22 protein-coding genes are annotated in these 25,444 nt (G+C 76.9%); 14 read left to right on the top strand and 8 right to left on the bottom strand.

Annotation, left to right across the window (positions count from 1 at the left end; translation table 11 throughout):
- Window positions 1-19: 19 nt before the first annotated feature.
- The gene (locus ACWIZO_RS08035; protein WP_448641969.1) at window positions 20-595 is read right to left on the bottom strand and encodes a dihydrofolate reductase family protein; all 576 of its coding nucleotides are present in this window, start codon (window positions 593-595) and stop codon (window positions 20-22) included.
- Window positions 596-716: 121 nt separating this feature from the next.
- Between ACWIZO_RS08035 and ACWIZO_RS08030 the strand changes: the two genes are divergently transcribed.
- Complete coding sequence (locus tag ACWIZO_RS08030; RefSeq protein WP_448641968.1) at window positions 717-1,307, top strand: TetR/AcrR family transcriptional regulator; 591 nt, start codon at window positions 717-719, stop codon at window positions 1,305-1,307.
- A 134-nt stretch (window positions 1,308-1,441) separates the two neighbouring features.
- Here the strand turns inward: ACWIZO_RS08030 and ACWIZO_RS08025 are convergent, their stop codons facing one another.
- Window positions 1,442-2,125 carry a maleylpyruvate isomerase family mycothiol-dependent enzyme gene (locus tag ACWIZO_RS08025; protein ID WP_448641967.1) on the bottom strand — a complete coding sequence of 228 codons (684 nt, stop codon included), beginning with the start codon at window positions 2,123-2,125 and terminating at the stop codon, window positions 1,442-1,444.
- Window positions 2,126-2,255: 130 nt separating this feature from the next.
- Here ACWIZO_RS08025 and ACWIZO_RS08020 point away from each other — a divergent pair, with 130 nt between their 5' ends.
- Both ACWIZO_RS08020 and ACWIZO_RS08015 read left to right on the top strand, forming a co-directional pair.
- On the top strand, window positions 2,256-3,428 hold the full coding sequence (locus ACWIZO_RS08020; RefSeq protein WP_448641966.1) for a DUF222 domain-containing protein: 1,173 nt from the start codon (window positions 2,256-2,258) through the stop codon (window positions 3,426-3,428).
- Window positions 3,429-3,636: 208 nt separating this feature from the next.
- Window positions 3,637-4,674, top strand: coding sequence for a diguanylate cyclase (locus tag ACWIZO_RS08015; protein WP_448641965.1), 1,038 nt, complete (start codon window positions 3,637-3,639; stop codon window positions 4,672-4,674).
- Window positions 4,675-4,699: 25 nt separating this feature from the next.
- Here ACWIZO_RS08015 and ACWIZO_RS08010 read toward each other — a convergent pair whose 3' ends face one another.
- Window positions 4,700-6,202: a glycerol-3-phosphate dehydrogenase/oxidase gene (locus ACWIZO_RS08010; RefSeq protein WP_448641964.1), complete on the bottom strand. Its 1,503-nt coding sequence runs from the start codon at window positions 6,200-6,202 to the stop codon at window positions 4,700-4,702.
- Between the two features lie 38 nt (window positions 6,203-6,240).
- Between ACWIZO_RS08010 and ACWIZO_RS08005 the strand changes: the two genes are divergently transcribed.
- Both ACWIZO_RS08005 and ACWIZO_RS08000 read left to right on the top strand, forming a co-directional pair.
- Complete coding sequence (locus ACWIZO_RS08005; protein WP_448641963.1) at window positions 6,241-7,944, top strand: FAD-binding oxidoreductase; 1,704 nt, start codon at window positions 6,241-6,243, stop codon at window positions 7,942-7,944.
- A 167-nt stretch (window positions 7,945-8,111) separates the two neighbouring features.
- On the top strand, window positions 8,112-11,474 hold the full coding sequence (locus tag ACWIZO_RS08000) for a BTAD domain-containing putative transcriptional regulator (RefSeq protein WP_448641962.1): 3,363 nt from the start codon (window positions 8,112-8,114) through the stop codon (window positions 11,472-11,474).
- A gap of 13 nt (window positions 11,475-11,487) precedes the next feature.
- On the opposite strand, the gene ACWIZO_RS07995 is transcribed toward ACWIZO_RS08000, so the two are convergent.
- Entirely contained in the window at window positions 11,488-12,255 is a 768-nt protein-coding gene (locus ACWIZO_RS07995) for an SDR family oxidoreductase (protein ID WP_448641961.1), read from the bottom strand.
- Window positions 12,256-12,383: 128 nt separating this feature from the next.
- Between ACWIZO_RS07995 and ACWIZO_RS07990 the strand changes: the two genes are divergently transcribed.
- The gene (locus ACWIZO_RS07990) at window positions 12,384-13,604 is read left to right on the top strand and encodes an arginine deiminase (RefSeq protein ID WP_448641960.1); all 1,221 of its coding nucleotides are present in this window, start codon (window positions 12,384-12,386) and stop codon (window positions 13,602-13,604) included.
- 6 nt (window positions 13,605-13,610) lie between these two features.
- Here the strand turns inward: ACWIZO_RS07990 and ACWIZO_RS07985 are convergent, their stop codons facing one another.
- Together ACWIZO_RS07985 and ACWIZO_RS07980 are read right to left on the bottom strand one after the other, a co-directional pair.
- Window positions 13,611-14,246, bottom strand: coding sequence for a hypothetical protein (locus ACWIZO_RS07985; RefSeq protein WP_448641959.1), 636 nt, complete (start codon window positions 14,244-14,246; stop codon window positions 13,611-13,613).
- Between the two features lie 201 nt (window positions 14,247-14,447).
- Window positions 14,448-15,380 (bottom strand): DUF5926 family protein, encoded by a 933-nt coding sequence (locus ACWIZO_RS07980; protein WP_448641958.1) that lies wholly within the window; start codon window positions 15,378-15,380, stop codon window positions 14,448-14,450.
- Between the two features lie 186 nt (window positions 15,381-15,566).
- Here ACWIZO_RS07980 and ACWIZO_RS07975 point away from each other — a divergent pair, with 186 nt between their 5' ends.
- From ACWIZO_RS07975 to ACWIZO_RS07965, 3 genes are all read left to right on the top strand, one after another.
- Window positions 15,567-16,763 (top strand): cytochrome P450, encoded by a 1,197-nt coding sequence (locus ACWIZO_RS07975; RefSeq protein ID WP_448641957.1) that lies wholly within the window; start codon window positions 15,567-15,569, stop codon window positions 16,761-16,763.
- A gap of 94 nt (window positions 16,764-16,857) precedes the next feature.
- Window positions 16,858-18,474 carry a long-chain fatty acid--CoA ligase gene (locus tag ACWIZO_RS07970; protein ID WP_446758206.1) on the top strand — a complete coding sequence of 539 codons (1,617 nt, stop codon included), beginning with the start codon at window positions 16,858-16,860 and terminating at the stop codon, window positions 18,472-18,474.
- A 163-nt stretch (window positions 18,475-18,637) separates the two neighbouring features.
- On the top strand, window positions 18,638-19,879 hold the full coding sequence (locus tag ACWIZO_RS07965) for a glycoside hydrolase family 6 protein (RefSeq protein WP_448641956.1): 1,242 nt from the start codon (window positions 18,638-18,640) through the stop codon (window positions 19,877-19,879).
- On the opposite strand, the gene ACWIZO_RS07960 is transcribed toward ACWIZO_RS07965, so the two are convergent.
- Entirely contained in the window at window positions 19,770-20,099 is a 330-nt protein-coding gene (locus ACWIZO_RS07960) for a rhodanese-like domain-containing protein (protein WP_448641955.1), read from the bottom strand. The two genes, ACWIZO_RS07965 and ACWIZO_RS07960, sit on opposite strands and share 110 nt — an antisense overlap.
- Window positions 20,100-20,168: 69 nt before the next feature.
- On the opposite strand from ACWIZO_RS07960, the gene ACWIZO_RS07955 reads away from it, so the two are divergent.
- Together ACWIZO_RS07955 and ACWIZO_RS07950 are read left to right on the top strand one after the other, a co-directional pair.
- Window positions 20,169-20,684: a PH domain-containing protein gene (locus ACWIZO_RS07955; protein WP_448641954.1), complete on the top strand. Its 516-nt coding sequence runs from the start codon at window positions 20,169-20,171 to the stop codon at window positions 20,682-20,684.
- Window positions 20,681-22,219, top strand: coding sequence for a PH domain-containing protein (locus ACWIZO_RS07950; RefSeq protein ID WP_448641953.1), 1,539 nt, complete (start codon window positions 20,681-20,683; stop codon window positions 22,217-22,219). The genes ACWIZO_RS07955 and ACWIZO_RS07950 overlap by 4 nt, the downstream gene beginning before the upstream one ends.
- 103 nt (window positions 22,220-22,322) lie before the next feature.
- Here the strand turns inward: ACWIZO_RS07950 and ACWIZO_RS07945 are convergent, their stop codons facing one another.
- Window positions 22,323-22,976, bottom strand: coding sequence for a response regulator (locus tag ACWIZO_RS07945; protein WP_448641952.1), 654 nt, complete (start codon window positions 22,974-22,976; stop codon window positions 22,323-22,325).
- 117 nt (window positions 22,977-23,093) lie between these two features.
- Here ACWIZO_RS07945 and ACWIZO_RS07940 point away from each other — a divergent pair, with 117 nt between their 5' ends.
- The 3 genes from ACWIZO_RS07940 (at window position 23,094) to ACWIZO_RS07930 (ending at window position 25,184) form a co-directional block, all read left to right on the top strand.
- Window positions 23,094-23,846 (top strand): sensor histidine kinase, encoded by a 753-nt coding sequence (locus ACWIZO_RS07940; protein ID WP_448641951.1) that lies wholly within the window; start codon window positions 23,094-23,096, stop codon window positions 23,844-23,846.
- 112 nt (window positions 23,847-23,958) lie between these two features.
- Window positions 23,959-24,819 carry a manganese catalase family protein gene (locus ACWIZO_RS07935; RefSeq protein ID WP_448641950.1) on the top strand — a complete coding sequence of 287 codons (861 nt, stop codon included), beginning with the start codon at window positions 23,959-23,961 and terminating at the stop codon, window positions 24,817-24,819.
- Between the two features lie 98 nt (window positions 24,820-24,917).
- On the top strand, window positions 24,918-25,184 hold the full coding sequence (locus ACWIZO_RS07930) for a hypothetical protein (protein ID WP_448641949.1): 267 nt from the start codon (window positions 24,918-24,920) through the stop codon (window positions 25,182-25,184).
- The last annotated feature ends 260 nt before the right edge of the window (window positions 25,185-25,444 follow it).

Genomic DNA, 25,444 nt, shown 5'->3' with positions numbered 1-25,444 from the left:
GCTCGGCGGGCGGTGGTGGTCAGGCCGTGCGGGTGCAGGTCGTGATCGTGGCGCCCTCCCCGAGGGGGTGGTCGTCGGTGACGGTGAAGTGCCAGGGACGGCTCTGCCCGGCAGCGATGACCGGGATGCCCGCGCCGAGGACGATCGGGTAGCGCTTGAGGACCAGCTGGTCGATCTCCGGCAGCAGTGCCCCGGCCAGGCGGCCACCACCGGCGAGCCAGATCCCGGCGCCCGGCTCGGCCTTCAGGCGGCGGACCAGGCCGACCGGGTCCTCGGCCACGACCCGCACCCGCGGGTCCGGGCCGGCCGGCAGGGTGGTGGAGACCACGTACTGGTCCAGGTGGGCGTAGGGGCTGGTGATCCCCACCTCCAGGGCGGGGGTGTAGGTGGCCCGGCCCATCACCACGGTGTCGAACCGCTCCCCGGACGCGGTGATCCCCAGCTGTTCGCGCACGTGGGTGGGCAGTGTCTCGGGGAACCGCTCGCCGATGGCGTCCAGCAGCGCCCGGTCGACCGGGAAGAAGTCGAAGGAGCCGTCGGGTGCGGCGATGTACCCGTCCAGGGTCGTCCCCACGTAGTAGGTCAGCGTGCGCACGTGTCCTGCCCTTCTCCGGTGGAGGCACTCGCAGGCCTCCCAACCACTACAGGCACAGTAGTCCGTGGAGCACGGCTCGACCACTACAGTTGGCGTGGTCGCGGGAGGATGAGGTGGACGGGTGCGCAATCCCCAGCGCCGCCAGGCGCTCGTCGACGCCGCGATCGAGGTCCTGGCCGCCCGGGGCGCCCGTGGTCTGACCTTCCGCGCGGTCGACGCCCAGGCCGGAGCGCCGGCGGGCACGACCTCGAACTACTTCGCCACCCGCGACGAGCTGTTCACCCAGGCCGGCGGGCGCGTGTACCAGCGCCTCGCTCCCGACCCCGCCACCCTGGCGCGCAGTTTGACCGGACCGAGGGACCGCCAGCGCGTCGCCGACCTCGTCCGAGAGGTGGTGCGGCGCATCGAGGCCCACCGCACCGGTTGGCTGGCCCTGCTCGAGCTGCGCCTGGAGGCGAGCCGCCGCCCTGCCCTGCGCGAGGTGCTCACCGCCACCGTGCGCGAGGACCTGGAGGCCAACGTCGCCTACCACCTGGACACGGGCCTACCCGGGGACGCGACCACCGCGGTGCTGCTCTACCTGGCCGTCAACGGACTGATCGTCGAGCACCTCACCCTGCCGGCCGTCCTCGACCAGGTGGAGGGCATGAGCGCCGAGGAGCTCCTCGGCGCGGTGGTCGACCGCATCCTGGACGGCGCTCCCCCGCCCTGACCCTCCCGGTCCGGCCGTCGAGCCCGAAGAGGCTCCTGCGGGAGGCGCCGTCGGCGGGGGAGGCGCAGTGCGGCGCTGCACGCCGGTCACTCCGCCGCCGTCCGGGGCGCCGGCGGGGTGGTGCGGGCCGCCGGTCAGTGGCGCTGTCGTGACCCGGCCGGTGGGGAGGGTGCGATCCGGGCGCGGAGCACGTCGGCGCCCGGACCGGTCAGGTCCTCCAGCGCGGCCGGTCGTCCGGAGACCGCCATGGCGAGGGCCTCGCTGGAACCGCGCACCTCGGCTCCGTCACCGTGCCCCCAGTCCTGGTCGGTGGCCGCCAGGCGCAGTCCGGCGATCCGCTGGCGGGGGACGAAGCCCCTGCCGGCCGTGCGGGACACCAGGAAGTCGAGGGCCGGCCGCCAGCCGGCCGGCGATGGGCCGACGTCGACGCCCAGCGGACGGGCGGCGTCCCGCAGGTGGATGCACGTGTCGGTCATCGGCCCCAGCGGCCCGACCACCGGCGGTGCCAGGCGCGCGGAGGCGTGCTCGCGCAGGCCGGCGACGATCTCGTCGGTGGACCGGGCCGCGACCCGGCGGGTCGTGTGGTCGACCATCCGGTCCAGCGAGCCGCGGTAGCGCACCACGGCGACGAGCAGCCCCAGCGCGCCGACCTGCGTCTCGAGGGGTTCGAGCAGGTGGGCCGCGACCTCACGGACCGTCCACCCGGCGCAGAGGCTGGGCGTGCGCCACTGCTCGGGCGTGAGGCCGGCGAACAGCTCGGCTGCGAGCAGCCGGTTCTCGGTCGCGTTCCGGTAGATCACTTCGGGGTCCGTGCCCATGTCCCGACCCTAGGGGCGCAGTCCGACGTCGATCGATGGGCGTGGATGAGCTGGTCCCTGACGTCCACATCAGGGCGCTGAACTGGGGATTCGTACTGCGCGACTGGGTGGAGTCCGATAGACTTCGTACATGTGTTCGAGTGATCCGCTGGGCGGTGACGTGCTGGACGACGTCGCCGCGCTGGTCGCCGAGCGCAACCGTCGCGACGCCCGGCTGACCCGGCTGGTGCGCGCCGCGGAGCTGTCCCAGGCGGCCGAGCGCGACGGGCTGCGGTCGATGGCCTCGTGGCTGCGCGGGCACTGCCGGCTGTCGGCGGCCGAGGCCGCCCGGTTGGTGCGCAACGGCCGCACCCTGGCCCACCTGCCGGCGCTGGCCGAGGCCCACGACGCCGGGCTGGTCAGTGCCGAGCAGGTGGCCGCGGTGGCCCGCATCGTCACGCCCGAGCGGCTGGCCGCCGCCGCGGCCGCCGGGGTCGACCTGGCCGTCCTGGACGCCGTGCTGACCGGGGTCGCCGTCGAGCAGCCCCACGCCGACTTCGTGACCGTGGTGCGCCACTACCTGGCCGATCTGGATCCCGATGGGCCCGAGCCCGATCCCACCGAGGGTCGACGGCTGACCCTGACCCGGCACGCCGACGGGTCGGTGACGATCCGCGCCGAGCTCGACCCGGTGGGTGGGGAGAAGGTGCAGGCCGCGTTGGAGTCGCACGTGCAGGCCGACCGCCCCGCCGGCGACGAGCGCTGCCGCGCCCAGCGGCTGGGGGATGCCTTCGTGCAGCTGTGCGACAACCGGCTGGCGTCGGGGTCGCTGCCGGTGCTGCGCACGGTCAAGCCGCACGTGGCCGTCGTCATCGACCACGAGGACCTCGCCGCCGGCAGCGGCGGTCCTGCTGCCGGGCGGATGGGGTTCGGCGCGGCCATCTCTGCCGCCCGCGCCCGCTGGCTGGCCTGTGACGCCACCGTGTCCCGGGTGGTGATGGGCCCCGACGGCGCCCCGCTCGACCTGGGGCGGGAGCACCGGCTGGCCGACCGGTACCTGCGCCGGGCGGTGGAGCTGCGCGACGGCGGCTGCGTGTTCACCGGGTGCGACGCCCCGACGTGGTGGGCGGAGGTGCACCACCTGGTGCACTGGCTCGACGGCGGCGGGACATCACTGGAGAACTCCGCGCTGCTGTGCGAGCGGCACCACGCCGAGGTCCACCACGGCTTCCGGGTCGAACGACAACCCGACGGGCGCTGGCGCACCTGGCGCCCCGACGGCACCGAGATCACCACCCCGGCCTCACTGGCTCCCGCTGCCTGACCTGCCCGGCTGCCCGCCAATCCGGCGGACGATCGCACGTGAGCCTGCGCCTCCCGTCCACCCGGCGCGATCCCGGCCGTCAACGGTCGCCGACCCGGCCACGGACCCTCGCCCGCAGCGGCCGCGGCTCCGCGAGTCGTGACCCTGGGGGGTGAACCGTCCGGGACGATCCCTCCACCTCGACCGCCGCCACGCCGAAGGAGGTGTCGTGAGCCCGCCTCCGATCCTGCACCCCCGTGACGAGGTGTTCGCCGCCCGAGCCCTGGCGGCGATGTTCTTCGGCGCCGCGCTGCTGCTCGTCACCTACGTGCTGGTGCAGCCCACGCCCCTCCCCGAGGGCGGCCTGACGGTCGCAGCCGGGCTGCTCTCCGGCCTGGCCGCCTGCGGCGTCGCGCTGGTCACCGTCCCGCCGTCGGTGCTGACCCTCCTGTGCGCGTGGGTGGTGCTGCCGGTCGCGGGGCTGGGCGTCATCAGCACCGTGGCGGTGCTGATGCCCGAGCGGCTCGACCTGGCCCACCCCCTCTTCGGGCTGGTCATCCTCTACACCGCCTCCCAGCTGCGCGCTCCCGTCGCCATCGCGGTCACCGTGCTGACCACCGGCTGCGACGTCACGGTGCTGGCGCTGCTGGAGCCACCGGCGGAGGCGCTGGTCGACGCGGTGTTCATCGGCTCGGTCCTCGCCGCGACCGCCGGGCTCATCATCCTGTTCAGCAACCGGGTCGAGCGGCTCATGGGCGCCCTGCACCAGCAGGCCGCCGTGGACGCGCTCACCGGCCTGGTGACCCGGCGGGTCCTCGACGAGGCCCTGACCAGTGCCCTGTCCGCGTCCGCCACCTCCGAGGGGACGGCGCTGGTGCTGGTCGACGTCGACTCCTTCAAGTCCATCAACGACTCCCACGGCCACCCGGTCGGCGACGACGCGCTGGTGCACCTGGCCGGTCTCCTGCGCCAGCACGTGCGCTCCGGCGACGCCGTCCTGGGGCGCCTGGGCGGCGACGAGCTGGCCGTGCTGCTGCCCGGCTGCTCCCTCGCGACCGCCGCCGAGCGGGCCGAGCAGCTGGTCACCGCCGTCCGGGCCACCCCGCTGGACCTGGCCGACGGGACGCTGCTCGCGCTGTCGGTCAGCGTGGGCGTCGCCCATGCCCTGCAGCACGCCGCCGACCTGCGCACCCTCTACGCCGCCGCCGACGGCGCCCTGTACGAGGCCAAGCGGGCCGGGCGCGGCCGCGCCGTCCTCGCCTGCTGACCACCCCGGGCGGCGACCCGGCCGCTCACCCGAGCGCGGTCTCCGCGGCGGGGACGGCGGCCGCGCGGTCAGCGGGCACCAGGCCGGTGCGCACCCGGCGGTCGAGCAGGTCGCCGACGGTGCGCGCCCCCTCGGCGAGCACCCCGAACCGCAGCTCCCCCACCGTCTCCGGCCGCCCCTCGACCACCGGCTCGACGCCCAGGGCGGCCACCCGCGGCGCCTCGGTGCCGTAGCGGGCCACCAGCCGCGCCGGGGCCCCGACCGCCGCCAGCACCGGTGGCGGCGCGGCGCCGACCAGCGGCAGCCGGGCGGTCGGCGAGCGCCGGGCCCCCCGGCCGAGCCGGGCGACGACGGCGTCGACGACCTCCTCGGCCATCGCCCGGTAGGTGGTGAGCTTTCCGCCCACGACGGACAGGACCGGTCCGTCCCACCGCAGCAGGTGCTCCCGCGACAGGTCGGCCGTGGCGTCCCCCGGTCCCGCGCCGGCCGGGTCCGGGAGCACCAGCGGACGCAGCCCGGCGTACGCGCCGACGACGTCGTCCCCGGTCAGCGGCTCCCTCAGCACCCGGCCGACCGTGTCGAGCAGCTGCCGCACCTCGGCGTCGGAGGGCACCGGGTCCTCGTCGGGCACCGGTCCCCGCACCGGCTCGTCGGTGATCCCCAGGTGCACCAGCCCGCCCGGCTGCGGCAGCGCGAAGACGTAGCGCGACCGCGAGCCGGGCAGCGGCACGGTGAGCGCCGCGGTCGGGTCACCGAGCCGGGCGGCGCGGACGACGAGGTGCGAGCCGCGCGAGGGCGCCAGCCGCACCCCGGGTGCCAGCGCCTGCGCCCACACCCCGGTCGCGTTGACCACCACGCCGGCCCGCACGGTCACCGGCTCCCCGTCGACGACCGCGTGCACCTCGCGCCCGTCGGCGGCCACCACCCGGGCACCGGTGAGGACCCGCGCGCCGTGCGCCGCCGCCGTGCGCGCCAGCGCGACGACGAGCCGGGCGTCGTCGGCGAGCCGGCCGTCCCAGAACACCGCCCCGCCGCGGCCCGGTCGCACCGCCGGGGTCAGCCGGGCCACCTCCGCGGCGCCGACCCGGCGGGTGCGGGGCAGCGAGCCGCGCCCGCCGCGCACCGTGGCGCGCAGCGCGTCACCGAGACGGCCGCCGAGCGCGCCGGCCGCGCTGGCGTCGCGGCCGGCGACGTCGGGCACCAGGAAGGGCAGCGGCCGCACGAGGTGCGGCGCCGTCGTCCGCATCAGGACGGCGCGCTCGCGGGCGCACTCCCGGGCCAGCCCGAGCTCGCCGTGCGCGAGGTAGCGCAGGCCGCCGTGCACCAGCTTGCTCGACCACCGGCTGGTGCCCGAGGCCAGGTCGGCCCGCTCCAGCAGCGCCACCGACAGCCCGCGGGCGGCCGCGTCGAGGGCCACGCCGGCGCCGGTCACTCCCCCGCCGACCACCACGACGTCGACGTCCCCGCCGGTCAGCGCCGCGAGGTCGGCCGCGCGGCGGGCCGCGGTGAGGTCGGCACCGTCGCTCACCGCACGGCCCCGGGGTGCAGCACCGGCAGACTGTAGCGGTGGCCGAGCAGCCGGAACTGACCGTCCAGGGGTGGGGGCCGGGCAGCTCCCGTGTGGCCACCGTGACCGGGTCCGCGGGCGCCGAGGACGGCCGGCTGGAGCTCGCGCCCGACCCCGACCTGGGCACCGCACTGCCCGGGGCCGCCCGCCGCCACCTGGCCCGGGAGCTGGGCTGGACGCCGCGGTCCACGCCGCCGGTCCCGGTCGAGGAGATCCGGCTGGCGCCCAGCCGGCTGCCCGCCGACGTCCGCGCGGCGCTGGTCGGCCTGCTCGGCGAGGAGCACGTGCACACCGACCGCGCGGCTCGGCTGCGCCGGACCGGCGGAAAGAGCTACCTCGACCTGCTCCGCCGCCGCGAGGGCGATGCCTCGGACGCACCCGACGCAGTGGTGCTGCCCGGCACCACCGAGGAGACCGCCGCGCTGCTGCGGCTGTGCAGCGAGCACGACGTCGTCGTCGTCCCGTTCGGCGGCGGCACCAGCGTGGTCGGCGGGCTGTCCGGGATCGACCCCGACGATCGGCCTTCCGTGGCGGTCGACCTCGGCCGGATGACGGCGGTCGGCGACGTCGACGTCGCCTCCTCGCTGGTCACCGCCGGTCCCGGACTGCGCGGCCCGGCGCTGGAGGAGGCACTCGACGAGCACGGCCTGACGCTGGGCCACCTGCCGCAGAGCTGGGAGTTCGCCACCCTCGGCGGCTACGCGGCCACCCGCTCGGCCGGGCAGGCCTCCACCGGCGTCGGCCGCTTCGACGACCTGGTGGCCGGCCTGACCCTGGCCACGCCGTCCGGGGTGCTCGAGCTCGGCTCCCCGCCTGCGTCGGCCGCCGGGCCCGACCTGCTCGGGCTGGCGCTGGGCTCGGAGGGCGCCCTGGGCGTGATCACCGAACTGCGGCTGCGGGTGCGGCCCAAGCCGCGGGCCTGCCGCTACGAGGGCTGGTCGTTCCGCACCTGGGCCGACGGGCTGGCCGGCCTGCAGCGGCTCGCGCGGCACGACCTGCTGCCCGACGTCGTCCGGCTCTCGGACCCCGACGAGACCCGCGCCACCCTGCTGAACGCCGGGGGCGCCGGCGCCCGGCTGCTGCGCGGCTCGCTGCGCGCCCGCCGCCGCGGCGGGGGCTGCCTGCTCGTCGTCGGCTGGGAGGGGCTGCCGCCGCTGGTGCGGGCCCGCCGCCGGGCCGCGGTGCCGGTGCTGCGCGAGCACGGCGCGGTGCGGGTCGGCCGCCGGATCGGCGAGTCGTGGCGGCGGCACCGGTACGCCGCTCCCTACCTGCGCGACCGGCTCCTGGACGCCGGCCTGCTGGTGGAGACGCTGGAGACCGCGGCCACCTGGACGGCGCTGCCGGCCGTGTACGACGCCGTCCGCGCGGCGCTGCGCGGGTCGCTGGGCCGGCGCGGGAAGCAGCCGCTGGTGATGAGCCACGTCTCGCACGGCTACGCCACCGGCGCCTCCCTCTACGTCACCGTGCTCGCCGACCGCGACGACGACCTGCCGCTGCAGCAGTGGCTCACCGCCAAGCGGGCGGCCACCGAGGCGCTGCTGGCCGCCGGCGGCACGCTCACCCACCACCACGCCGTCGGCGCCGACCACCGGCCGTGGCTGGAGCGCGAGATCGGCCCGCTCGGCGTCGAGGTGCTGCGCGCGGTCAAGGACCGGCTGGACCCGCGCGGCGTCTGCAACCCCGGCGTCCTGCTGCCCGACTGAGCGCCCCGCGATGATCAGGTGACCTGATCGTGGAGCGTCCTCCCTCACCGTGGGACGTGCGGGAGGACGCTCGATGATCAGGGACCCTGATCGTGGCGACCGGGGAGCGACCTGGTGGGGGCCTCGCCCTCTGCCGCTCCCCGGGCGGACCTGCGAGGATCCGGCCCGTGCGGTACCGCGTCCTCGGCCCCCTCGAGGTCACGGACCCCGACGGCCGGCCCCTCGACGTCGGCGGCGCCAAACCCCGCGCGCTGCTGGCGCTGCTGCTGGCCGAGGCCGGCCGGGTGGTGCCGGTCGACCGCATCGTGAGCGCGCTGTGGGGCGAGGACCCGCCGCCCACGGTCATCGGCACCCTGCAGGCCTACGTCTCCCACCTGCGCCGCGTCCTCGAGCCCGAGCGCGGCCCGCGGCAGGCCGCCCGCGTGCTGCTCACCCGGGCGCCGGGCTACCTGGTGCAGGTGGAGACGACCGACCTCGACAGCCTGCGGTTCGCCGCGCTGGTGGCCGACGGCGAGCGCGCCCTCGACGCCGGCGACCCCGCCCGCGCGCTGCCCGTGCTCGACCGGGCGCTGGAGCTGTGGCGCGGCGAGCCGCTCCCCGAGCTCGGCGACGGGCCCGGTGCCGCCGAGCGCGTGCGGCTGGCCGAGCTGCACGTGCGCGCCCGCGAGCGCCGCGCCGAGGCGCTGGCCGGGGTGGGCCGCGCCGACGCCGCGGTGCCCGAGCTGCAGCGGCTGGTGGCCGAGCACCCGCTGCGCGAGCGGCTGTGGGCCCGGCTGGTCACCGCGCTCTACGCCGCCGACCGGCAGGCCGACGCCCTCGACGCGCTGCGCCGCTGCACCACCCTGCTGCGCGACGAGCTCGGCATCGACCCCGGCCCGGAGCTGCGCGAGCTCGAGCGGGCGGTGCTGCGGCAGGACCCGGGCCTCTCCCGCCGCGTGCCGCGACCGGTGGTGGCGCCGCCGCCGTCCCCCGCCCCGCTCGCCGTCCCGGACGACGCGACGCTGGTCGGCCGCGGCGAGGAGCTGGCCCGGCTGCGCGCCCTCGCCGAGCAGGCCGCCGCCGGGCGGGCCGCCGTCGTCGTCCTGGGCGGGGAGGCCGGCATCGGCAAGACCCGGTTGGCCGAGGCGGTGGCCGCCATGAGCCGGGTCGCCGGCTGGTCGGTGGCCGAGGGCCGCTGTGCCGACGACGGCGGCGCCCCGCCGCTGTGGCCCTGGACCCAGGTGCTCGAGCAGCTCGGCCAGGACCCGGTCCCTCCCGCGGACGGCGGGGCCGACGCCGACGCCGCCCGCTTTCGGCTCTTCCAGGACCTGCGCGCCCGCCTGGTCGCCGCCACCGCCGCCCGCCCGGCGCTGGTGGTGCTCGAGGACCTGCAGGGCGCCGACACCACCTCGGTGCAGTTGCTGGGCCTGCTCGCCCGCCACCTGCCGCGGGTGCCGCTGCTGGTCCTCGTCACGGTGCGCAACGTCGGGGAGGACCTGCCCGCGGCGGTCGCCGACGGCCTGGCCCGGCTGGCCCGCGAGCCCGCCGTCACCACGCTGGTGCTCGACGGGCTGGCCGCCGGAGACGTCGCCCGGCTGCTCACCGCGCAGGGAGCGCCCCCGGCGCTGGCCGGCGCGGTGCACGACCGCACCGCCGGCAACCCGTTCTTCGTCGTCGAGCTGTCGCGGTGGGTGCGCGGGGGCGGCGACCCGGACCGGGTGGCCGTGCCGCCGTCGGTGGGTGAGGTGCTGCGCACCCGGCTGGCCCGGCTGCCCGAGGGCACGCGCCCGGTGCTGGAGCTGGCCGCCCTCGCCGGGCGCGAGGTCACCCTCGACCTGCTCGAGGCGGCCGGGGAGCCGGCCGAGACGGCGCTCGGCGCGCTGGACGCCGCGGTCGCCGCCGGGCTGCTCACCCCGGGCGGCGCACCCTGGAGCTGGCGGTTCTGCCACGCGCTGGTGCAGGAGGTGCTGGCCGGCGACCTGCCGGCGCTGCGGCGGGCGCGGCTGCACGCCCGGCTGGCCGCCGCCCTGGAGCAGCGCGCACCCGGCGGCCGTGCCGACGACGCCCTGGTCGAGCGGCTGGCCCACCACGCGGTGGCGGCCGCGCCGGTGACCGGGCCGGGGCCCGCGCTGCGGTGGTCGCGGGCGGCGGCCGAGGTGGCCCGCGCCCGGCTGGCCGACGGCGAGGCGGCCGCGCACACCCGGCGGGCGCTGCGGCTGGTCGACCCGGCGCGGCCCAGCGCGGCCCGCACGCGGCACGACCTGCTCACCGCGCTGGGCAACGACCTGCTGCGCAGCGGGCAGCGCACCGAGGCCCAGGAGGTGGTGGCCGAGGCGATCGCCGCCGTCGCCCGCGAGCTCGGCGACCGCCGCTGCGTGCTGGAGGCGGCCGCCGTCTGGGGTTCGGAGACGCTGGAGAACTGGCGGCCGCACGGCGTCGTCGACACCGGGATGGTGGCGCTGCTGGAGGACCTGCTCGCCCACGACGACGAGATCGCCCCGGACGACGCCGAGCGGGACCGGCTCACCGCGCGGCTACTGGGCACCCTGGGGGTGGAGCTGGCGTTCAGCGAGGACCTGCAGCGCGGCGTCCGGTACGCCGAGCGGGCGGTGGCGCTGGCGCGGCGCGTCGGCGACCCGGAGCTGCTGGGCCGGGTGCTGAACAACTACGCGCTGGCGGTGTGGGGCCGCCCGGGTGCGGCGGAGCTGCGGCTGGCCGCCACCGACGAGGCACTCGCCCTGGCCGGCCGGGGGCTGCCCCGGCGCACCGAGTTCTACGCCCGGCTGCACCGGGCGGCGATCCGGCTGCACCTCACCGACCGGGCCGGGTTCGAGGCCGACCTGGAGGCCGGGCGGCGGCTGGCGTCCGCGCTGTCGGGGCCGGAGGTGCGCCCGCACGTGCTGTGGCAGCAGGCCGGCGCGGCCTGGCTGGCCGGGGACACCGCGCGCGCCGAGGAGCTGACCACCGAGGCGCACGAGCTCTACCGGCGGGTGACCCCGCACGCGCGGCACGCCTTCGCCGCCCACCTGTTCGCGCTGCGGCGCGCCGACGGCCGGCTGCCCGAGGCGGTCGACCTGCTCGTCGAGACCGGCGACGAGGGCAACCCGCTGCTGCAGCTCATGGCCGTGCTCGCCGCGGCGGAGTCCGGCGACCCGGCCGAGGCGCGCCGGCTGCGCGCCCGCTGGGGGCGCACCGTCATCCGCGACTGGGCCAGCGACGTCGCGGTGCTGCTGCAGGCCGAGACCGCGCTGCACCTCGGCGACGAGGCCGAGGTCACCATGGCCACGGTGGGGCTGCTGCCCTTCCGTGGCCGGCAGGCGGTCCTCGGGACGCCGGCGTTCAGCCTGGGTGCCTACGACGAGCTGCTGGGCCGCATCGCCGAGCACACCGGCGACACCGTGGCCGCGCGCGACTGGTGGACGGCGGCCCGCGAGCAGGGCCGCCGGGTCGGCTCACCGCGCCAGGTGGCGCTCGCCGAGGCCCACCTCGCGCGGGTGCCGGCCGGGACGGCGCAGCGCCCGCCCCGCCGTCGTCCGGCCCGCACGGCCTGACCCCCGGACCTCCTCAGAGGGTCGTGGCGCGCCCGCCGTCGACGGGGATGACCGCGCCGGTGACGTAGGCGCCGGCCCGGCTGGCCAGGTAGACGACGACGCCGGCCATGTCGTCGGGACGGCCGATGCGGCCCAGCGGCGAGCTGGCGGCGATCTCGTCGCCGCGCGCGGCCAGCGTGGCGGCCATCATCTTGGACTCGAACGGCCCCGGGGCGACGGCGTTGACGGTGATCCGCCTGGGCCCGAGCTCCTTGGCCAGGTGCCGGGTGAGCTGGTGCACCGCGGCCTTGCTCGAGGAGTACGAGTAGGTGGGCAGCTGCGGCACGTGCAGGCCGTCGATGCTGCCCACGTTGACCACCCGCGCCGGGTCGTCGTCGCTGGCCGCCGCCTCCAGCAGCGGGAGCATCGCGCGGGTGAGGAAGAAGGGCGCCTTGACGTTGAGGTCGAGCACCTTGTCCCACGCCGAGGCCGGGAAGGTCTCGAACGGCTCCCCCCAGGTGGCGCCGGCGTTGTTGACCAGCACGTGCACCCGCTCCTCGCGCCGGCCCACCTCCTCGGCCAGCCGCACGCACTCGGCCTCGGTGCTGACGTCGGCGGGGATCGACGCCACGCGGCCGAACGACGACAGCTCGGCGGCGGCCTGCTCACCGGCGTCGGCCTTGCGCGAGGAGACGTAGACCGAGGCCCCGGCCTGCAGCAGGCCGCGGGCCATCATCAGGCCGATGCCGCGGGTGCCGCCGGTGACGACGGCGACCTTGCCGGTGAGGTCGAACAGGTCCACGCGGGGCCTCCAGGAGCGTCGTGGGGGACGGCGGGGTCCTCGGCCGGCCCCGGTCCCGGACGATAGCCAGGCCCGATCGGGTGGTCCCGACCGGCAGCGGGCACCGCGCTGTGCCAGCCTCCGGTGGCATGACCCCCCGGCCCCTCGGCGCGACCAGCGAGGTCGGGCGGCTGCGGACGGTCCTCCTGCACCGCCCGGGCGCGGAGCTGCGCCGGCTCACCCCGCGCAACAACGACCAGCTGCTCTTCGACGGCGTGCCGTGGGTGGCCCGCGCGCAGGAGGAGCACGACGCGTTCGCCGCCGAGCTGACCGGCCGCGGCGTCGAGGTGCTCTACCTCGACGCGCTGCTCACCGAGGTCCTCGCCCGGCCCGAGGCGCGCGAGGAGCTGGTGGCCGCCGCCGTCGACGACCCGCGGCTGGGCGCCACCCTGCAGCGCGCCGCGGTGGCGCACCTGTCCGGGCTGGCACCGCGCGACCTCGCCACCACGCTCATGGCCGGCCTGGCGCACGACGAGCTGCGCGGCGGGCGCGGGCTGGCCTACCGGCTCATGGACCGCGGTGACTTCGTCGTCCCGCCGCTGCCCAACCTGCTGTTCACCCGCGACTCCTCGGTGTGGGTGGGCGACCAGGTGGCGATCACGTCGCTGGCCATGCCCGCGCGGCACCGGGAGAGCACGATCACCCGGGCCGTGGCCACCCACCACCCGCGCTTCGCCGGCACCGGCCAGCTCTACGACGCCTCGCTCGAGCACCTGGAGGGTGGCGACGTCCTGCTGCTCGGCCCCGGCGTGCTGGCCGTGGGGGTCGGCGAGCGGACGACGCCGGGCGGCGCCGAGCGGCTGGCCCGCCGGGTGTTCGCCCGCGGCCTGGCGCACACGGTGCTCGTCGTCCCGATCGCGCAGGAGCGGGCGACCATGCATCTGGACACGATCGCGACGATGGTCGACGTCGACGCCATGGTGATGTACCCGGCGGTCGCGGACTCCCTGGTCGCCTGGACGGTCACCGCCGGCGACGAGCTCCCGGACGACGCCGACACCGTCGAGCTCACCGTCTCCGGGCCGCGGCCGTTCGTCATCGCCGCGGCCGCCGCGATGGGCATCGACCGGCTGCGGGTGATCGACACCGGCCTGGACCCGGTGACCGCGGAGCGCGAGCAGTGGGACGACGGCAACAACACCCTGGCGCTGGCCCCGCGGCTGGCCGTGGCCTACGAGCGCAACACCGTCACCAACGCCGCGCTCGAGGCGGCCGGCATCGAGGTGGTGCGGATCCCGGGGTCGGAGCTCGGCAGCGGCCGCGGCGGCCCGCGGTGCATGTCCTGCCCGGTGTGGCGCGACCCGCTCTGACCCCGGTCACCGCGCCAGGAGGACCGTCGCGCCGCCCAGCGCGGCGAGGACGGCCAGGCGCAGCAGCCAGCGCGCCGCCGTGAGCCACCCGCCGGGCAGGGGCGGGCGCACGGTCAGCCCGGGCGGCGGCGGGCCGACCACCGGGCCGAGCCGGCGCAGCGTCGTCGCCACGCCCGCGCGCTCGGACCCCAGCTTCTCCGTGTACGCCGCCAGCGCCGCGAACAGGTACACCGGGAGCAGGACCAGCGCGATCAGCCCGCTGATCGGGTCGTCGCCGGAGGTGGTGACGTCGTTGCTGCCGCCGCCGGTGTCGGCGGTCGACCGCCCGGTGAACCGGAACAGCCGCTCGCGGTGCCACAGGTGCAGGCCGCGGCCACCCCGGGACGGCGCGAGGCTGTGGAACTCGGCCAGCGGGGCCTCGACCACCAGCCGCTCACCGCCCAGCGGGCCGGTGCGGACGACGGCCAGCCGGCCGCCCGACACCTGCAGGCGCACGCGGCGGCGGCCGACGCCCAGCGGGGTGAACCGGCGGGCCCAGCTCAGCGGCGGCGCGCCCGCCTCCGGACCGTCGTGGGGCGGCCGTCGCTCGCCGCGCCGCCGTCCCCGCCCCTCCTGCGGCTTCCCGATCTCCACCGTCGACACGGCGGGGCAAGGTACGGCGTCGGCCGCCCGTGTGGGGACCTCCGGAGCGCCGTCGTGCTCTGCCCACCACCGTGGGCAGAGCACGAGGAGCGGCCGGACAGGTGTGCCGTACTCCTTCGAGCTCTGCCCACCACCGTGGGCAGAGCACGAAGGAGCGACGGGGAGGGGTCCGCCGGCCCGTCGGGCAGGTGGGCCCCCGCCTCAGCGCAGCGTGACCTGGCGGGAGAGCAGGCCGGCGCGGGCGCGGCGCTCGTCGGCGCTCAGCGGGCCGGTCACCGCCAGCGCCTGCTCGAGCCTGGCGCCGAACTCGGTGGCCGGGCCGGTCCACTCGGCGGCGGAGGTGTCGGCGGGCAGGTCCCACACCGGCACGACCAGCCCGTGGGCACGGAAGGCCCCGGCGTACCGGGTGCCCTCCCCGAGCAGCAGCTGCTCGGACGCCGAGAGCCGGGCCAGCGCGTCGAGCAGCGGCTCCTCGGCCTCCGGGCGCACCCAGCGCAGGTGCGCCCGCTCGTGGCCGGGCCGCACCCAGTAGGCCGCCCCGAGCCCCTCGAGCCGCTCGGTGGGCAGCACCGCCTCGTTCGCCCGCTCCAGACCCGCCCGGGCGGCCGCACCGGCGTCGGTGCCCTCCAGCCAGAACCCGAAGTCCTCGTGCACGGTCACCTCGAGCGGCGCCGAGAGGTCGAGCAGCTCCTGCAGCCGCGGGCCGGCCGAGCCAGCGGCGCCGATCGGGCCGGGGTCCACCGGCGCGCCCGCCGGGGACTCCAGCGCCGCGGCCAGCGCGGTGCCGATGTCGCGGCTGACGTCGTCGGACGAGGTCTGCAGCTGGACGCCGAGCAGGATCTCGCCGTTGCTGCGCACGAGGGCGGGAGCGCCCCCGGGCAGCACGCTGGCCAGTGTCACCTCCTGGCCGTCCGCCGTCCGCAGCGGCGCGGTCGCGGCGGGCACCAGCTCACGCAGCGCCACCCAGTCCGGCTCGCCCGGCAGGCCCTCGAACGGGCGGGTGACCGGAGGCGCGTAGCCCGAGCCGTGGCAGTGCTTGTACCGGCGGCCCGAGCCGCACGGGCAGGGGGCTTTGGGGTTGATCCCGCCGTCGGCGGCGGCGGACGCGGGGCGGCGGGTCGCGGTTCGGGCCATGGGCCCAAGGCTAAGCGGCCCCGCACGGCCTCCCGCCGCGAGCGCGTGAGGTGCTGGAACGGCCCCCTGACAGGGCCCCGCCGCGAGCCTGCGAGCGGTGGGGGCCACGGGCGGCCCCCGTCCAGAGGCTCGCGCCGAGCGTGCGAGGCGGGAGGGGGACGGGGGTCCTTTGACTAGGGTGCCGCCGTGGGACCGCTCGACCTCACCGACCCGGCCGTCGTCGCCGACCCCTACCCGGCCTTCGCCGCCGCGCGCACGGTCGCCCCGGTGCAGTGGCACGAGGGCCTGGGCCTGTGGCTGGCGTTCACCCACGCGGAGAGCAACGCCGTCCTGCGCGACCGGCGGCTGGGGCGGATCTGGCGGGACCGGGAGCCCGCCGAGCGGTTCGACGCGTTCAACCTGGTCCACCGCAACGCGCTGCTGGAGATGGAGCCGCCCGACCACACCCGGCTGCGCCGGCTGGTGAGCGCCGCCTTCGCCCGCGGGCACGTCGAGCGGCTGCGACCCTGGGTGGAGGACTACGCGCGGGAGCTGGCCGACGGTCTGGTGGAGCGCTCCGGCGGCACCGAACCGGTCGACGTCCTGTCCGGGATGGCCGAGCAGCTGCCGGTGGGCGTCATCGCCGAGCTGCTGGGCGTGCCGGAGGCCGACCGGCCGCTGCTGCGGCCGTGGTCCAACGCGATCGTGAAGATGTACGAGTACGGCCGGACGGCGGAGGTCGAGGACGCCGCCGAGCGCGCGGCCGCCGAGTTCGTCGCCCACCTGCGCGCGCTGGCCGCCGAGCGCCGGCGGGCCTCCGGCGAGGACCTGCTCTCCCACCTCGTGCAGGTGCGCGACGCCGAGGGCGACCGGCTGACCGAGGACGAGCTGGTCACCACCTGCGTCCTGCTGCTCAACGCCGGGCACGAGGCGACGGTCAACGTCAGCGGCAACGGCCTGCTGGCGCTGCTGGAGCACCCCGACCAGCTGGCCCGCCTCCGCGCGGACCCGGGGTTGCTGCCGACCGCGGTCGAGGAGCTGATGCGCTTCGACTCCCCGCTGCAGCTGTTCGAGCGCACGGCCACCGCAGACGTCGAGGTGGGCGGCGTCACCGTGTGCGAGGGGCAGAAGGTGGCCGCCCTGCTCGGCAGCGCCAACCGCGACCCCGCCGTCTTCGCCGGCCCCGACACCCTCGACGTCGGCCGGGCCGAGAACGCGCACATCTCGTTCGGGGCGGGCGTGCACTTCTGCATCGGTGCACCGCTGGCCCGCGTCGAGCTGCAGGCCTCCTTCACCGCGCTGCTGCGGTGTGCGTCGTCGATCGAGCTCGCCCGCCCGGCGCGGCGCCGTCCGGAGTTCGTCATCCGCGGCCTGGCCGAGCTGCCCGTCGTCCTGACCCGGTAGCGGCCGTCACCCGGGAGCGGGCCGCCGCCCTGCGGGAGCCGGAGCGGCGCGCTCCCCGGTGGAGGGTGAGCACGGTCACTGGCACGATGCGGCCATGCGCGGGTTGATGCAGGACGTCCCCCTCACCATCGACACGATCTTCCGGCACGCCGAGCAGCACCACGGCCACGTCCCGATCGTCACCGACGGCCCGGCCGGCCGGAGCCGGTCCACCTACGCCGAGTGGGCCGAGCGGACCCGGCGGCTCGGTGGCGTCTTCGACACCCTCGGGATCTCCGCCGACGGCCGGATCGGCACCTTCGGGTGGAACAGCCAGCGGCACCTGGAGCTGTACTTCGCCGGCCCGTGCACCGGCCGCGTGGTGCACACGCTCAACATCCGGCTGTTCCCCGAGCAGCTGACCTACATCGCCAACCACGCCGAGGACGAGGTCGTCTTCGTCGACCGCACGGTCCTGCACCTGCTGTGGCCGCTGATCGACACCATGAAGACCGTCCAGCACGTCGTCGTGATGGACGACGGTGGCGACACCGAGATCCCCGACGACCCGCGGGTCCTCGACTACGAGACGCTGCTGGCCGACGCGCAGCCGGTCGACTTCCACGTCACCGACGAGGGCTCGGCGGCCTACATGTGCTACACGAGCGGCACGACCGGCAACCCCAAGGGCGTCGTCTACTCCCACCGCTCGACCTACCTGCACACGATGGGCGTGATGTCGCCCAACGCGTTCGGGCTCAGCGTCCGGGACGCCGCGATGCCGGTCGTGCCGATGTTCCACGCCAACGCCTGGGGTCTCGCGCACGCCGGCCCGGCCTCCGGCGCGGCCATGATCATGCCGGCCTCGATGATGCAGCCCAAGGCGCTCGCCGACCTGATCGTCGAGGAGGGCGTCACCTTCACCGCCGGCGTCCCCACCATCTGGCAGGGGGTGCTGCCGCACCTGGCCGGCCGGCCGCACAAGCTGCGCGAGATCGGCTGCGGTGGCTCGGCGGTGCCCAAGGCGCTGTCGGAGGCCTACCGGGAGCAGGTCGGGCTGCCGATCCTGCAGGCCTGGGGCATGACCGAGACCCACCCGGTGGCCTCCTCCGGCGTCCTGTCCCGCGCCTTCGACGACGCCGACGACGAGACCAAGGCCGCCTGGCGGGCCCGGGCCGGCATCCCGTTCCTCGGCGTGGAGGCCCGCATCGTCGACGCCGACACCCTCGAGCCGCAGCCCTGGGACGACAAGGCCACCGGCGAGCTGCAGGTGCGCGGCCCGTGGTGCGCCGCGGCGTACTACAACCCCGACGCGGGGGTGGAGCTGACGACGCCGGACGGCTGGATGAAGACCGGCGACGTCGCCGCGATGTCCCCCGACGGCAACATCCGGATCGCCGACCGCACCAAGGACCTGATCAAGTCCGGCGGTGAGTGGATCTCCTCGGTCGACCTGGAGAACGCGATCATGAGCCACCCGGCGGTGAAGGAGGCCGCCGTCGTGGGCATCCCGCACCCCAAGTGGGACGAGCGCCCGCTGGCGTGCGTCGTGCTCAAGGAGGGCCAGACGGCGACGCAGGAGGACATCCTCGAGCACCTGCGCCCGCTGGTGGCCAAGTGGTGGATGCCCGACGCGGTCGAGTTCATCGACGAGGTGCCCAAGACCAGCGTCGGCAAGTTCTCGAAGAAGGACCTGCGCGACCGGTTCGCGGACTACGCGCCCTCGAGCTGAGCACCGGCGGTCGTCCCCGCGGACGGTCCGGTGCCTGCCCGCCCGCGGGGACGACACGCGCGCTCTCCTGAAGGAGCCCTGACACACCGCAGAGGCTCGGCAACTTTCCGTGCATGGCATCCGCCCTGCCCGGTGAGCGACCCGCCCGACCGGCCGGTCCGCCGTGCGGACACGGGTCCCGCCGGCGCGCTCCGGGCCGCCACCGGACCGGCCGGCGGTGGCTGTGGACCTCCGGCGTGGCCGCCGCGGTGCTCGGCGCCGGGCTGGTCGCCCCGTCCGTGGCCGCCCCCGACGTGTCCGCCACCGGACCGGGCTCCGCACAGCTCCTGACCGAGGAGGCCGCGGCCAGCGCGGCGCTGCCGGTGCGGTCCCGCCGGCCGGCGCCCACCACGGCGCCCACCACGAAGCCCACCACCCCGGCGACGGACAGCCCCCTCGCGGGGGACACCTTCCACGGCGTCAACACCGGCGCCGCGGAGGCCGCGGTGCAGCCGGGCACCAGCCCGGAGGACGCCGCCCTGCTGCAGGAGCTGGCCGGTGTGCCCACCGCCACCTGGCTGGGGTCCTGGAGCGGCGACGTCACCGCGACGGTGCGCGGGGTCGTCGCCGAGGCCCGCGCGGGCGGCCACGTGCCGGTCCTCGTCGCGTACGACACCCCGACCGTGACTGCGGCTGGTACTCCGCCGGCGGTGCCGGCTCCGCTGCCGAGTACGCCCGGTGGGTGCAGGGCATCGCCGACGGCATCGGCACCGCCGAGGTGGTCGTGGTCGTCGAGCCCGACGCGCTCGCCATGCTCTGCAGCGACCCGGCCGGGCGGACGGCGATGCTGCGCTCCGCCGTCGAGACGCTCGAGCGCAACCCCGGGACGCACACCCACCTCGACGCGGGCAACCCCACCTGGATCGACGCCGCCACGATGGCCGAGCGGCTGCGCGCGGCCGGCGTGACCGGCGCGGACGGGTTCGCGCTCAACGTCTCGAACACCCAGACGACGGCGAGCAACGTGACCTACGGCCAGCAGCTGTCGTCCCTGCCGGGCGGCGTCCACTTCGTCGTCGACACCAGCCGCAACGGCAACGGCCCGGGCAGCGACTGGTGCAACCCACCCGGGTGCGCCGTCGGACAGCGCCCCACGGGCTCGACCGGGCAGCCGCGGCTCGACGCCTACCTCTGGGTGAAGCGGCCCGGCGAGTCCGACGGCCCGTGCAACGGCGGCCCGGCGGCCGGGACGTTCTGGCCCGCCTACGCGGTGGAGCTCGTGCGCGGCGGCGTAGCGGTCACCCCCGCCGCCGGCGTCAGACGACGGTCGGGGGCGCGCCGGTCTCGCTCACCAGCGGCCGGCCGGCCGCCTCCCACTCCCCCATCCCGCCGCCGACGTTCACCGCGTCGTAGCCGTTCTGGTTGAGCCAGGCGGTCACCCGCGCCGAGCGGCCGCCGCTGCGGCAGACGACGTAGACCGGGTCGCCCTCGGGGACGTCGTCGAGGCGGGCCGGCACGTCGCCCATCGGGATGTGGGTGGCGCTCTCGGCGTGGCCGGCGACCCACTCCCCGTCCTCGCGGACGTCGAGGAGCACGGCGTCCTCGGGCACCTCGGCGGCGGGCACGGTCGGGACCTGCTGCGGCATCACGCACCCCATCCTCGCAGCCCCGCAGGTCCGCGCCACCCCCTGCGCCGCCTGGGAGGATGGGCGGCGATGTCCGCTCCTGCTGCACCTCCGGTCCGCGAGCCGGCCTGGTCGGTGTCCCGCTCGGCCATCTGGCTGTGGGTCACCGAGGGCGTGGTCGGCACGCTGGTCTACGGCGCGCTCGTGGCGGTCGTGGTGCTGGCCGTGCCGTCGTGGGTCGGCGGCCCGGTGCCGGTGCTGCGGTGGCTGCTGCCCGTGCTGCTCGCCGTCTACGCGGTGCTGGCCATCGGCGTCCGGCCGTGGGTGCGCTACCGGGTGCACCGCTGGGAGGTCACCGCCGAGACGGTGCACGCCCTCACCGGCTGGCTGACCCGCACGTGGACGCTGGTGCCGGTCGCGCGGATCCAGACCGTCGACGTCACTCGCGGCGTCCTGCAGCAGCTCTACGGCCTGGCCAGCGTCGCGGTGCTCACCGCCTCCTCGCAGGGCACCGTCCGGGTGCCGCACCTGGAGGTCGCCGTCGCCGAGCGGGTGGCCGACGACCTCGCCCGCCGGGCCGAGCAGGTCCGCGACGAGGCCACGTGACCGTCCCCGGAGCCCCGCCGCCGGCCGTCCCGGTGCCGGCGTCCGTGGGCGCGCCGCCGTCCGCGCCCCGCCGCAGCTCCCCCCGCATCGTGCTCGTGCACACCGTGACCTTCCGGCAGGCGCGGCAGGTGGTGCCCGCGGCCATCCCGGTCGTCGCCGCGGTCGGGCCCGACGGTCCCGGGGTGGCCGTGGCCCTCGTCGTCGTGGTGACGGCGCTGTCGCTGCTGTTCGCCGCGCTGTCGTGGTGGCGCACCACCTACGTCGACACCCCGGCGGCGGTCGTGGTCACCCGCGGTCTGCTCGCCCGCTCGGTGCGGACGGTGCCCAACGACCGCATCCGCGGTGTCGAGGTCGAGGCCCCGGCGCTGCACCGGCTCTTCGGCCTGGTCCGCGTGCGCGTCGACGCCGCCGCCGGGTCGAGCACCGGCGGTGACGAGGAGGTCGTCGTCGACGGCGTCCCGCGCGCGGAGGGCGACCGGCTGCGGGCCTCCGTCCTCACCCACCGCCGGACGGCGGGCGGCGGGCCGGACCCGCTCGCCCCGCCGCTGCCGGAGGAGACCCCGGCCGAGGTGGAGCTGGCCCGGTTCCGGCCGCGCTGGCTGCTCTACGCGCCCCTGGTGGCCGGCTACCTCGCGGTGCCCCTGGCCGGGGTCGGCGCGCTGTCCCGGCTGCTGCAGGAGCTGCCCCGCGAGCTGCGTCCGGACCTGACCGGCCCCGACCTCAGCGACGCGCGCGTCCTGGCCGTCAGCGTCGTCGTCGCGCTGCTGCTGCTCGCCCTCGGCGCGGTGCTCGGCGCGGCGGTGGTCAACTGGGGCTTCCGGCTGGTGCGCCGCGGGGGCTCGCTGGTCGCCGTCCGCGGGCTGGTCACCCACCGGCACACCGAGCTCGAGGTCGACCGCGTCCGCGGCGGGACGCTGGTGGAGGGCCTGGGCATGCGCCTGGTGCGCGCCGCCCGCGTCAACGCACTGGTGACCGGCCTGGGGGCGGCCAACCGGCGGGGGCAGCTGCTGCCGCTGGGGCCGCGGACGGAGGCCGTCCGGCTGCTGCGCGTGCTGGCCGAGGACCCGGGCCCGCTGGTGGCGCACCCGCCGGCCGCCCGCCGCCGGCAGCTGGTCCGCGCGGTGGGCTCCGGCGTGCTGGTGACGGCGGCCGGGGCGGTGCTCACCGCGGCCACCGGCTGGTGGGGGCTGCTGGCCGCCGGGATCGTCCTCACCGTCCTGGGCGTGCCGCTGGGGCTGGGGCGCTACGCGGCGCTCGGCCACGCCGTCGGCCCGCGGTCGTTCAGCGTGCGCAGCGGGCTGCTGGTGCGCGAGCAGGCGGTGCTGCAGCGGCGCGCCGTCGTCGGCTGGCAGGTCCGGCAGAGCGTCGTCCAGCGGCGGGCGGGGCTGGCCACCGTCGTCGCCTGCGTCGGCGCCGGAACCGGCGGCTACGCGGCGGTGGACGTGGCGGCGGCCGACGTCGGGCGGTTCACCGAGGCGGCGTCGGGTCCGTGGGCCACCGCGTCCGGCAGCGGGGGACCGGTCCCGGCCGGCTGACCGGTGCTGGCCCCTCGGGGCCAGTTCAGCGGAACCGGAGCGTGTCGATCTCCCGGCCGGGTAGCTGCCCGCGATGACGACCGCTCCGCGGCACGTCCGCCGCTCAGCCGGGTCCGCCGGTCCCCTTCCCCAGACCGGCGCGTCCGGCGAGCGCCGCCGCCTCGACGCGGGTGGCCACCCCGAGACTGCGCAGCAGCGCGGCCACCAGCCGCTTGGCGGTGCGCTCGGACACGTGCAGGGTCGTGGCGATGTCGACGGTGCTCGTGCCGTCGGCCACGAGCCGCCACAGCCGCCGCTCGTCGCTGGTCAGGCGGTCGGCGACGCTCTGCTCGCCGGCCGGGGCGGCCTCCTCCAGCAGCTGGCGCAGCAGGGACTCCGGCACCACCGACCAGCCGTCGAGCACCGCCAGCAGGGGCCGGACCAGCGTCTCGGGATCGGCGGTCTTGGGCAGGAAGCCGGCCGCCCCGGCGCGCAGCGCCTCCAGCGCGGCATCGGCCTCGGCCAGCCCGGAGAGGGCCACGACCCGCACCATCGGATCGGCCCGGCGGATCGCCGCGATCGCCCGCACGCCGCCCGGAGGCGGCATGTGCAGGTCGACGACGGCGACGTCGGCGTGGTGCCGGCGCACCAGCGCGGCGGCCGCCGAGGCGTCGTCGGTGGTGGCGACGACGCGCACCCGGCCCTCGCTCACCCCCGGCAGCAGCAGCGACAGCCCCCGGCTGAACAACGGGTGGTCGTCGACGACGACCACGTCCACGTGGCTCTGCTGCCCACCAGCCTGGCGCCCAGCTCCGGCGTCGGTCGACCCCACGACCCTCCTCGTCCGGCCCGTCGCACCCGGCGGAGCTGACCGAGCGCACCCCTGGAGGTGCCCGTGACCCTGGCCCCCGACACCCCCGTCACCGACCGATCCGGCGGACTGCTCACCGACCTCGCCCGCGTGCTCCGCGTCCACCTGGCCCGCGCCGCCCGCGGCCCGCGGCCCGGGCAGGAGTCCCCGCCCACCCCCGAGAGCGCGCTGCTGCGGGCGATGTGCCACGACATGCGCAGCCCGCTGGCCGCCCTCGAGGCCGTGCTGCGCATGCTGGACCGCGCCGCCCCCGACCCCGGCCCCGAGCGCGGTGAGCTGCTGGACCTGGCCCGCGCGCAGACCGCGCACCTGTCCTCGATGCTGCGCACGGCCGACGCCAGCGGCGGCGCCGTGCGGCGCGGCCCGTCCCGGCGGCTGCTCGGCGACGTCCTCCGTGCGTCGGCGGCCGCCGCCGGCCTGCCGGCCGACCGGCTCACGGTCGCGGTGCAGGACTGTGCCTGCGACGTCACCGTCGGCGACGCACGGGTGCAGCGCATCCTCACGAACCTGCTGGAGAACGCCCACCGGCACGGCGACGGCGCCCCGGTGCTGCTCGTCGTGACCTGCCGCGCCGGCTGGGTCCGCCTCGCCGTCACCCAGGACGTCGTGCAGCCCGACCGGGTCGTGCAGTACCTGCGCGGGGATGCCCCGCCGGTCGACCTGACCGGGCTGGGCCTGTGGTCGGTGCAGCGGCACGCGCACGACCTCGGGGGGCACGTCGCCTGGGACTCCAGTGACGCCGGGCTCACGCTGACCGTGCAGCTGCCCGACCGCTGACGGGGACTTGGCACGAGGGGGCCAGGGGACGGCACGGGTGGGCCACCGGGCGCGGGCAGACCTCCGGTGTCACCGCAGTGGCGGTGACGCGACGACGCACCGAGGAGAGCCCGTGTTCACGCACACCCACGCCCTGCAGTACGAGGCCAAGCCCGACGGCCCCGACCCGGACTTCGCCCGCAAGATGCAGGAGATCCTCGGCGGCCAGTGGGGGGAGATGACCGTCGCCACCCAGTACCTGCTGCAGGGCTGGAACTGCCGGCTGCCCGGCAAGTACAAGGACATGCTGCTCTCGATCGGGACCGAGGAGCTGGCGCACGTCGAGATGATCATCACGATGATCGACCGGCTGCTCGACCACGTGCCGCTCAAGCCCGACTCGGCCGACCGCACCAAGGAGGCCGCGGCCGGCTACGGGCAGCACAACCCGCAGCACCTGATCCAGAACGGGCAGGCGGCGTCCTACATGGACAGCATGGGCAACCCGTGGACCGGGGCGTACGTGACCGCCAGCGGCAACCTGTACGCCGACTTCATGTACAACGCCACGGCCGAGATGCAGGGCCGGCTGCAGGTCGCCCGGCTCTACAACATGACCGACGACCCGGGCGTCAAGGACATGCTGCGGTTCCTCATCACCCGCGACCACATGCACCAGCAGCAGTGGCTGGCCGCCCTCGAGCAGCTCAAGGAGGACGGCATCGAGGGGCTGCCGGTGCCGGAGGCCTTCCCGCTGTCCGAGGAGGTCGGCGACCTGGGCTTCACGTTCATCCAGGCCTCCGACGGCCCGGAGGCCGCCAACGGCCGCTGGGCCTCCGGTCCCTCGATCGACGGCAAGGGCACCTTCCGCGCCGCGGCCATCGAGGCGACCGCCGACGCCCCGACGCTGCCCCCGGGCGACCCGCGGCTCTACAGCACCCCGCAGACCGAGGCCCACACGATGCTGCAGAAGGCCAAGGACCTCCTCAAGTGAGGCGCTGACCCCGCTCTCCCGCGCCGTCGCCGCGCCGGTGGCCGGGCTCCCCGCAGCCCGGTCGCCGGCCGGCGGGCGCCTCTCCCCCGGAGGTCCCCGTGCACCTGCCCGCCCCCGCCGTCCTGCTCACCGTGGTCTACGCCGCGGCCCTCGCGGTCGCCGTCGCCACCACCGTCACCGCCCCGGGTCCGCAGACCCTCGCCGGCCTGGTCGTCCTGGCCGCCCTGGTCGGCCGCTGGGCCGTACGCCGCTCCCGCCGCACCGCACCGACCACCGCGGCCGCCGTCCGCACGGTCGACGCCGCCCTGATCGAGCCGGCGCTCGCCGTCGATCCGGCCCCGGCCCCCGCCATCCGCACGGCCTGAGTCCCGCCCGCGACGATCAGGGGACCTGATCGTCGCGCGTCCTCCCGCACCGCCCACGGTCGGGGAGGACGCGCTGCGGTGAGGGAGGACGTCGTGGCCGGCCGTGAACGCGCGAGGCGCGCGCCCCCGGGTGGGGGACGCGCGCCTGGCTGGCGACGTGCTGGAACGGCCCTTAGCAGGGTCCCGTCCCGGGCACGTGAGGTGCTGGAACGGCCCCGTGCGGGGTCCCGCCGCGAGCCTGCGAGTGGCGGGGGGGCACG

This window comes from Geodermatophilus sp. URMC 63 (assembly GCF_053502565.1).
This window is presented reverse-complemented; position numbering and strand designations above follow the sequence as displayed.

Excerpts from the sequence above, each read along its gene's own strand:
- ACWIZO_RS08025 (WP_448641967.1), bottom strand. The coding sequence starts at position 2,125 with ATGGGCACGGACCCCGAAGTGATCTACCGGAACGCGACCGAGAACCGG.
- ACWIZO_RS08020 (WP_448641966.1), top strand. The coding sequence starts at position 2,256 with ATGTGTTCGAGTGATCCGCTGGGCGGTGACGTGCTGGACGACGTCGCC.
- ACWIZO_RS07990 (WP_448641960.1), top strand. The coding sequence starts at position 12,384 with ATGACCCCCCGGCCCCTCGGCGCGACCAGCGAGGTCGGGCGGCTGCGG.
- ACWIZO_RS07980 (WP_448641958.1), bottom strand. The coding sequence starts at position 15,380 with ATGGCCCGAACCGCGACCCGCCGCCCCGCGTCCGCCGCCGCCGACGGC.
- ACWIZO_RS07970 (WP_446758206.1), top strand. The coding sequence starts at position 16,858 with ATGCGCGGGTTGATGCAGGACGTCCCCCTCACCATCGACACGATCTTC.
- ACWIZO_RS07960 (WP_448641955.1), bottom strand. The coding sequence starts at position 20,099 with ATGCCGCAGCAGGTCCCGACCGTGCCCGCCGCCGAGGTGCCCGAGGAC.
- ACWIZO_RS07955 (WP_448641954.1), top strand. The coding sequence starts at position 20,169 with ATGTCCGCTCCTGCTGCACCTCCGGTCCGCGAGCCGGCCTGGTCGGTG.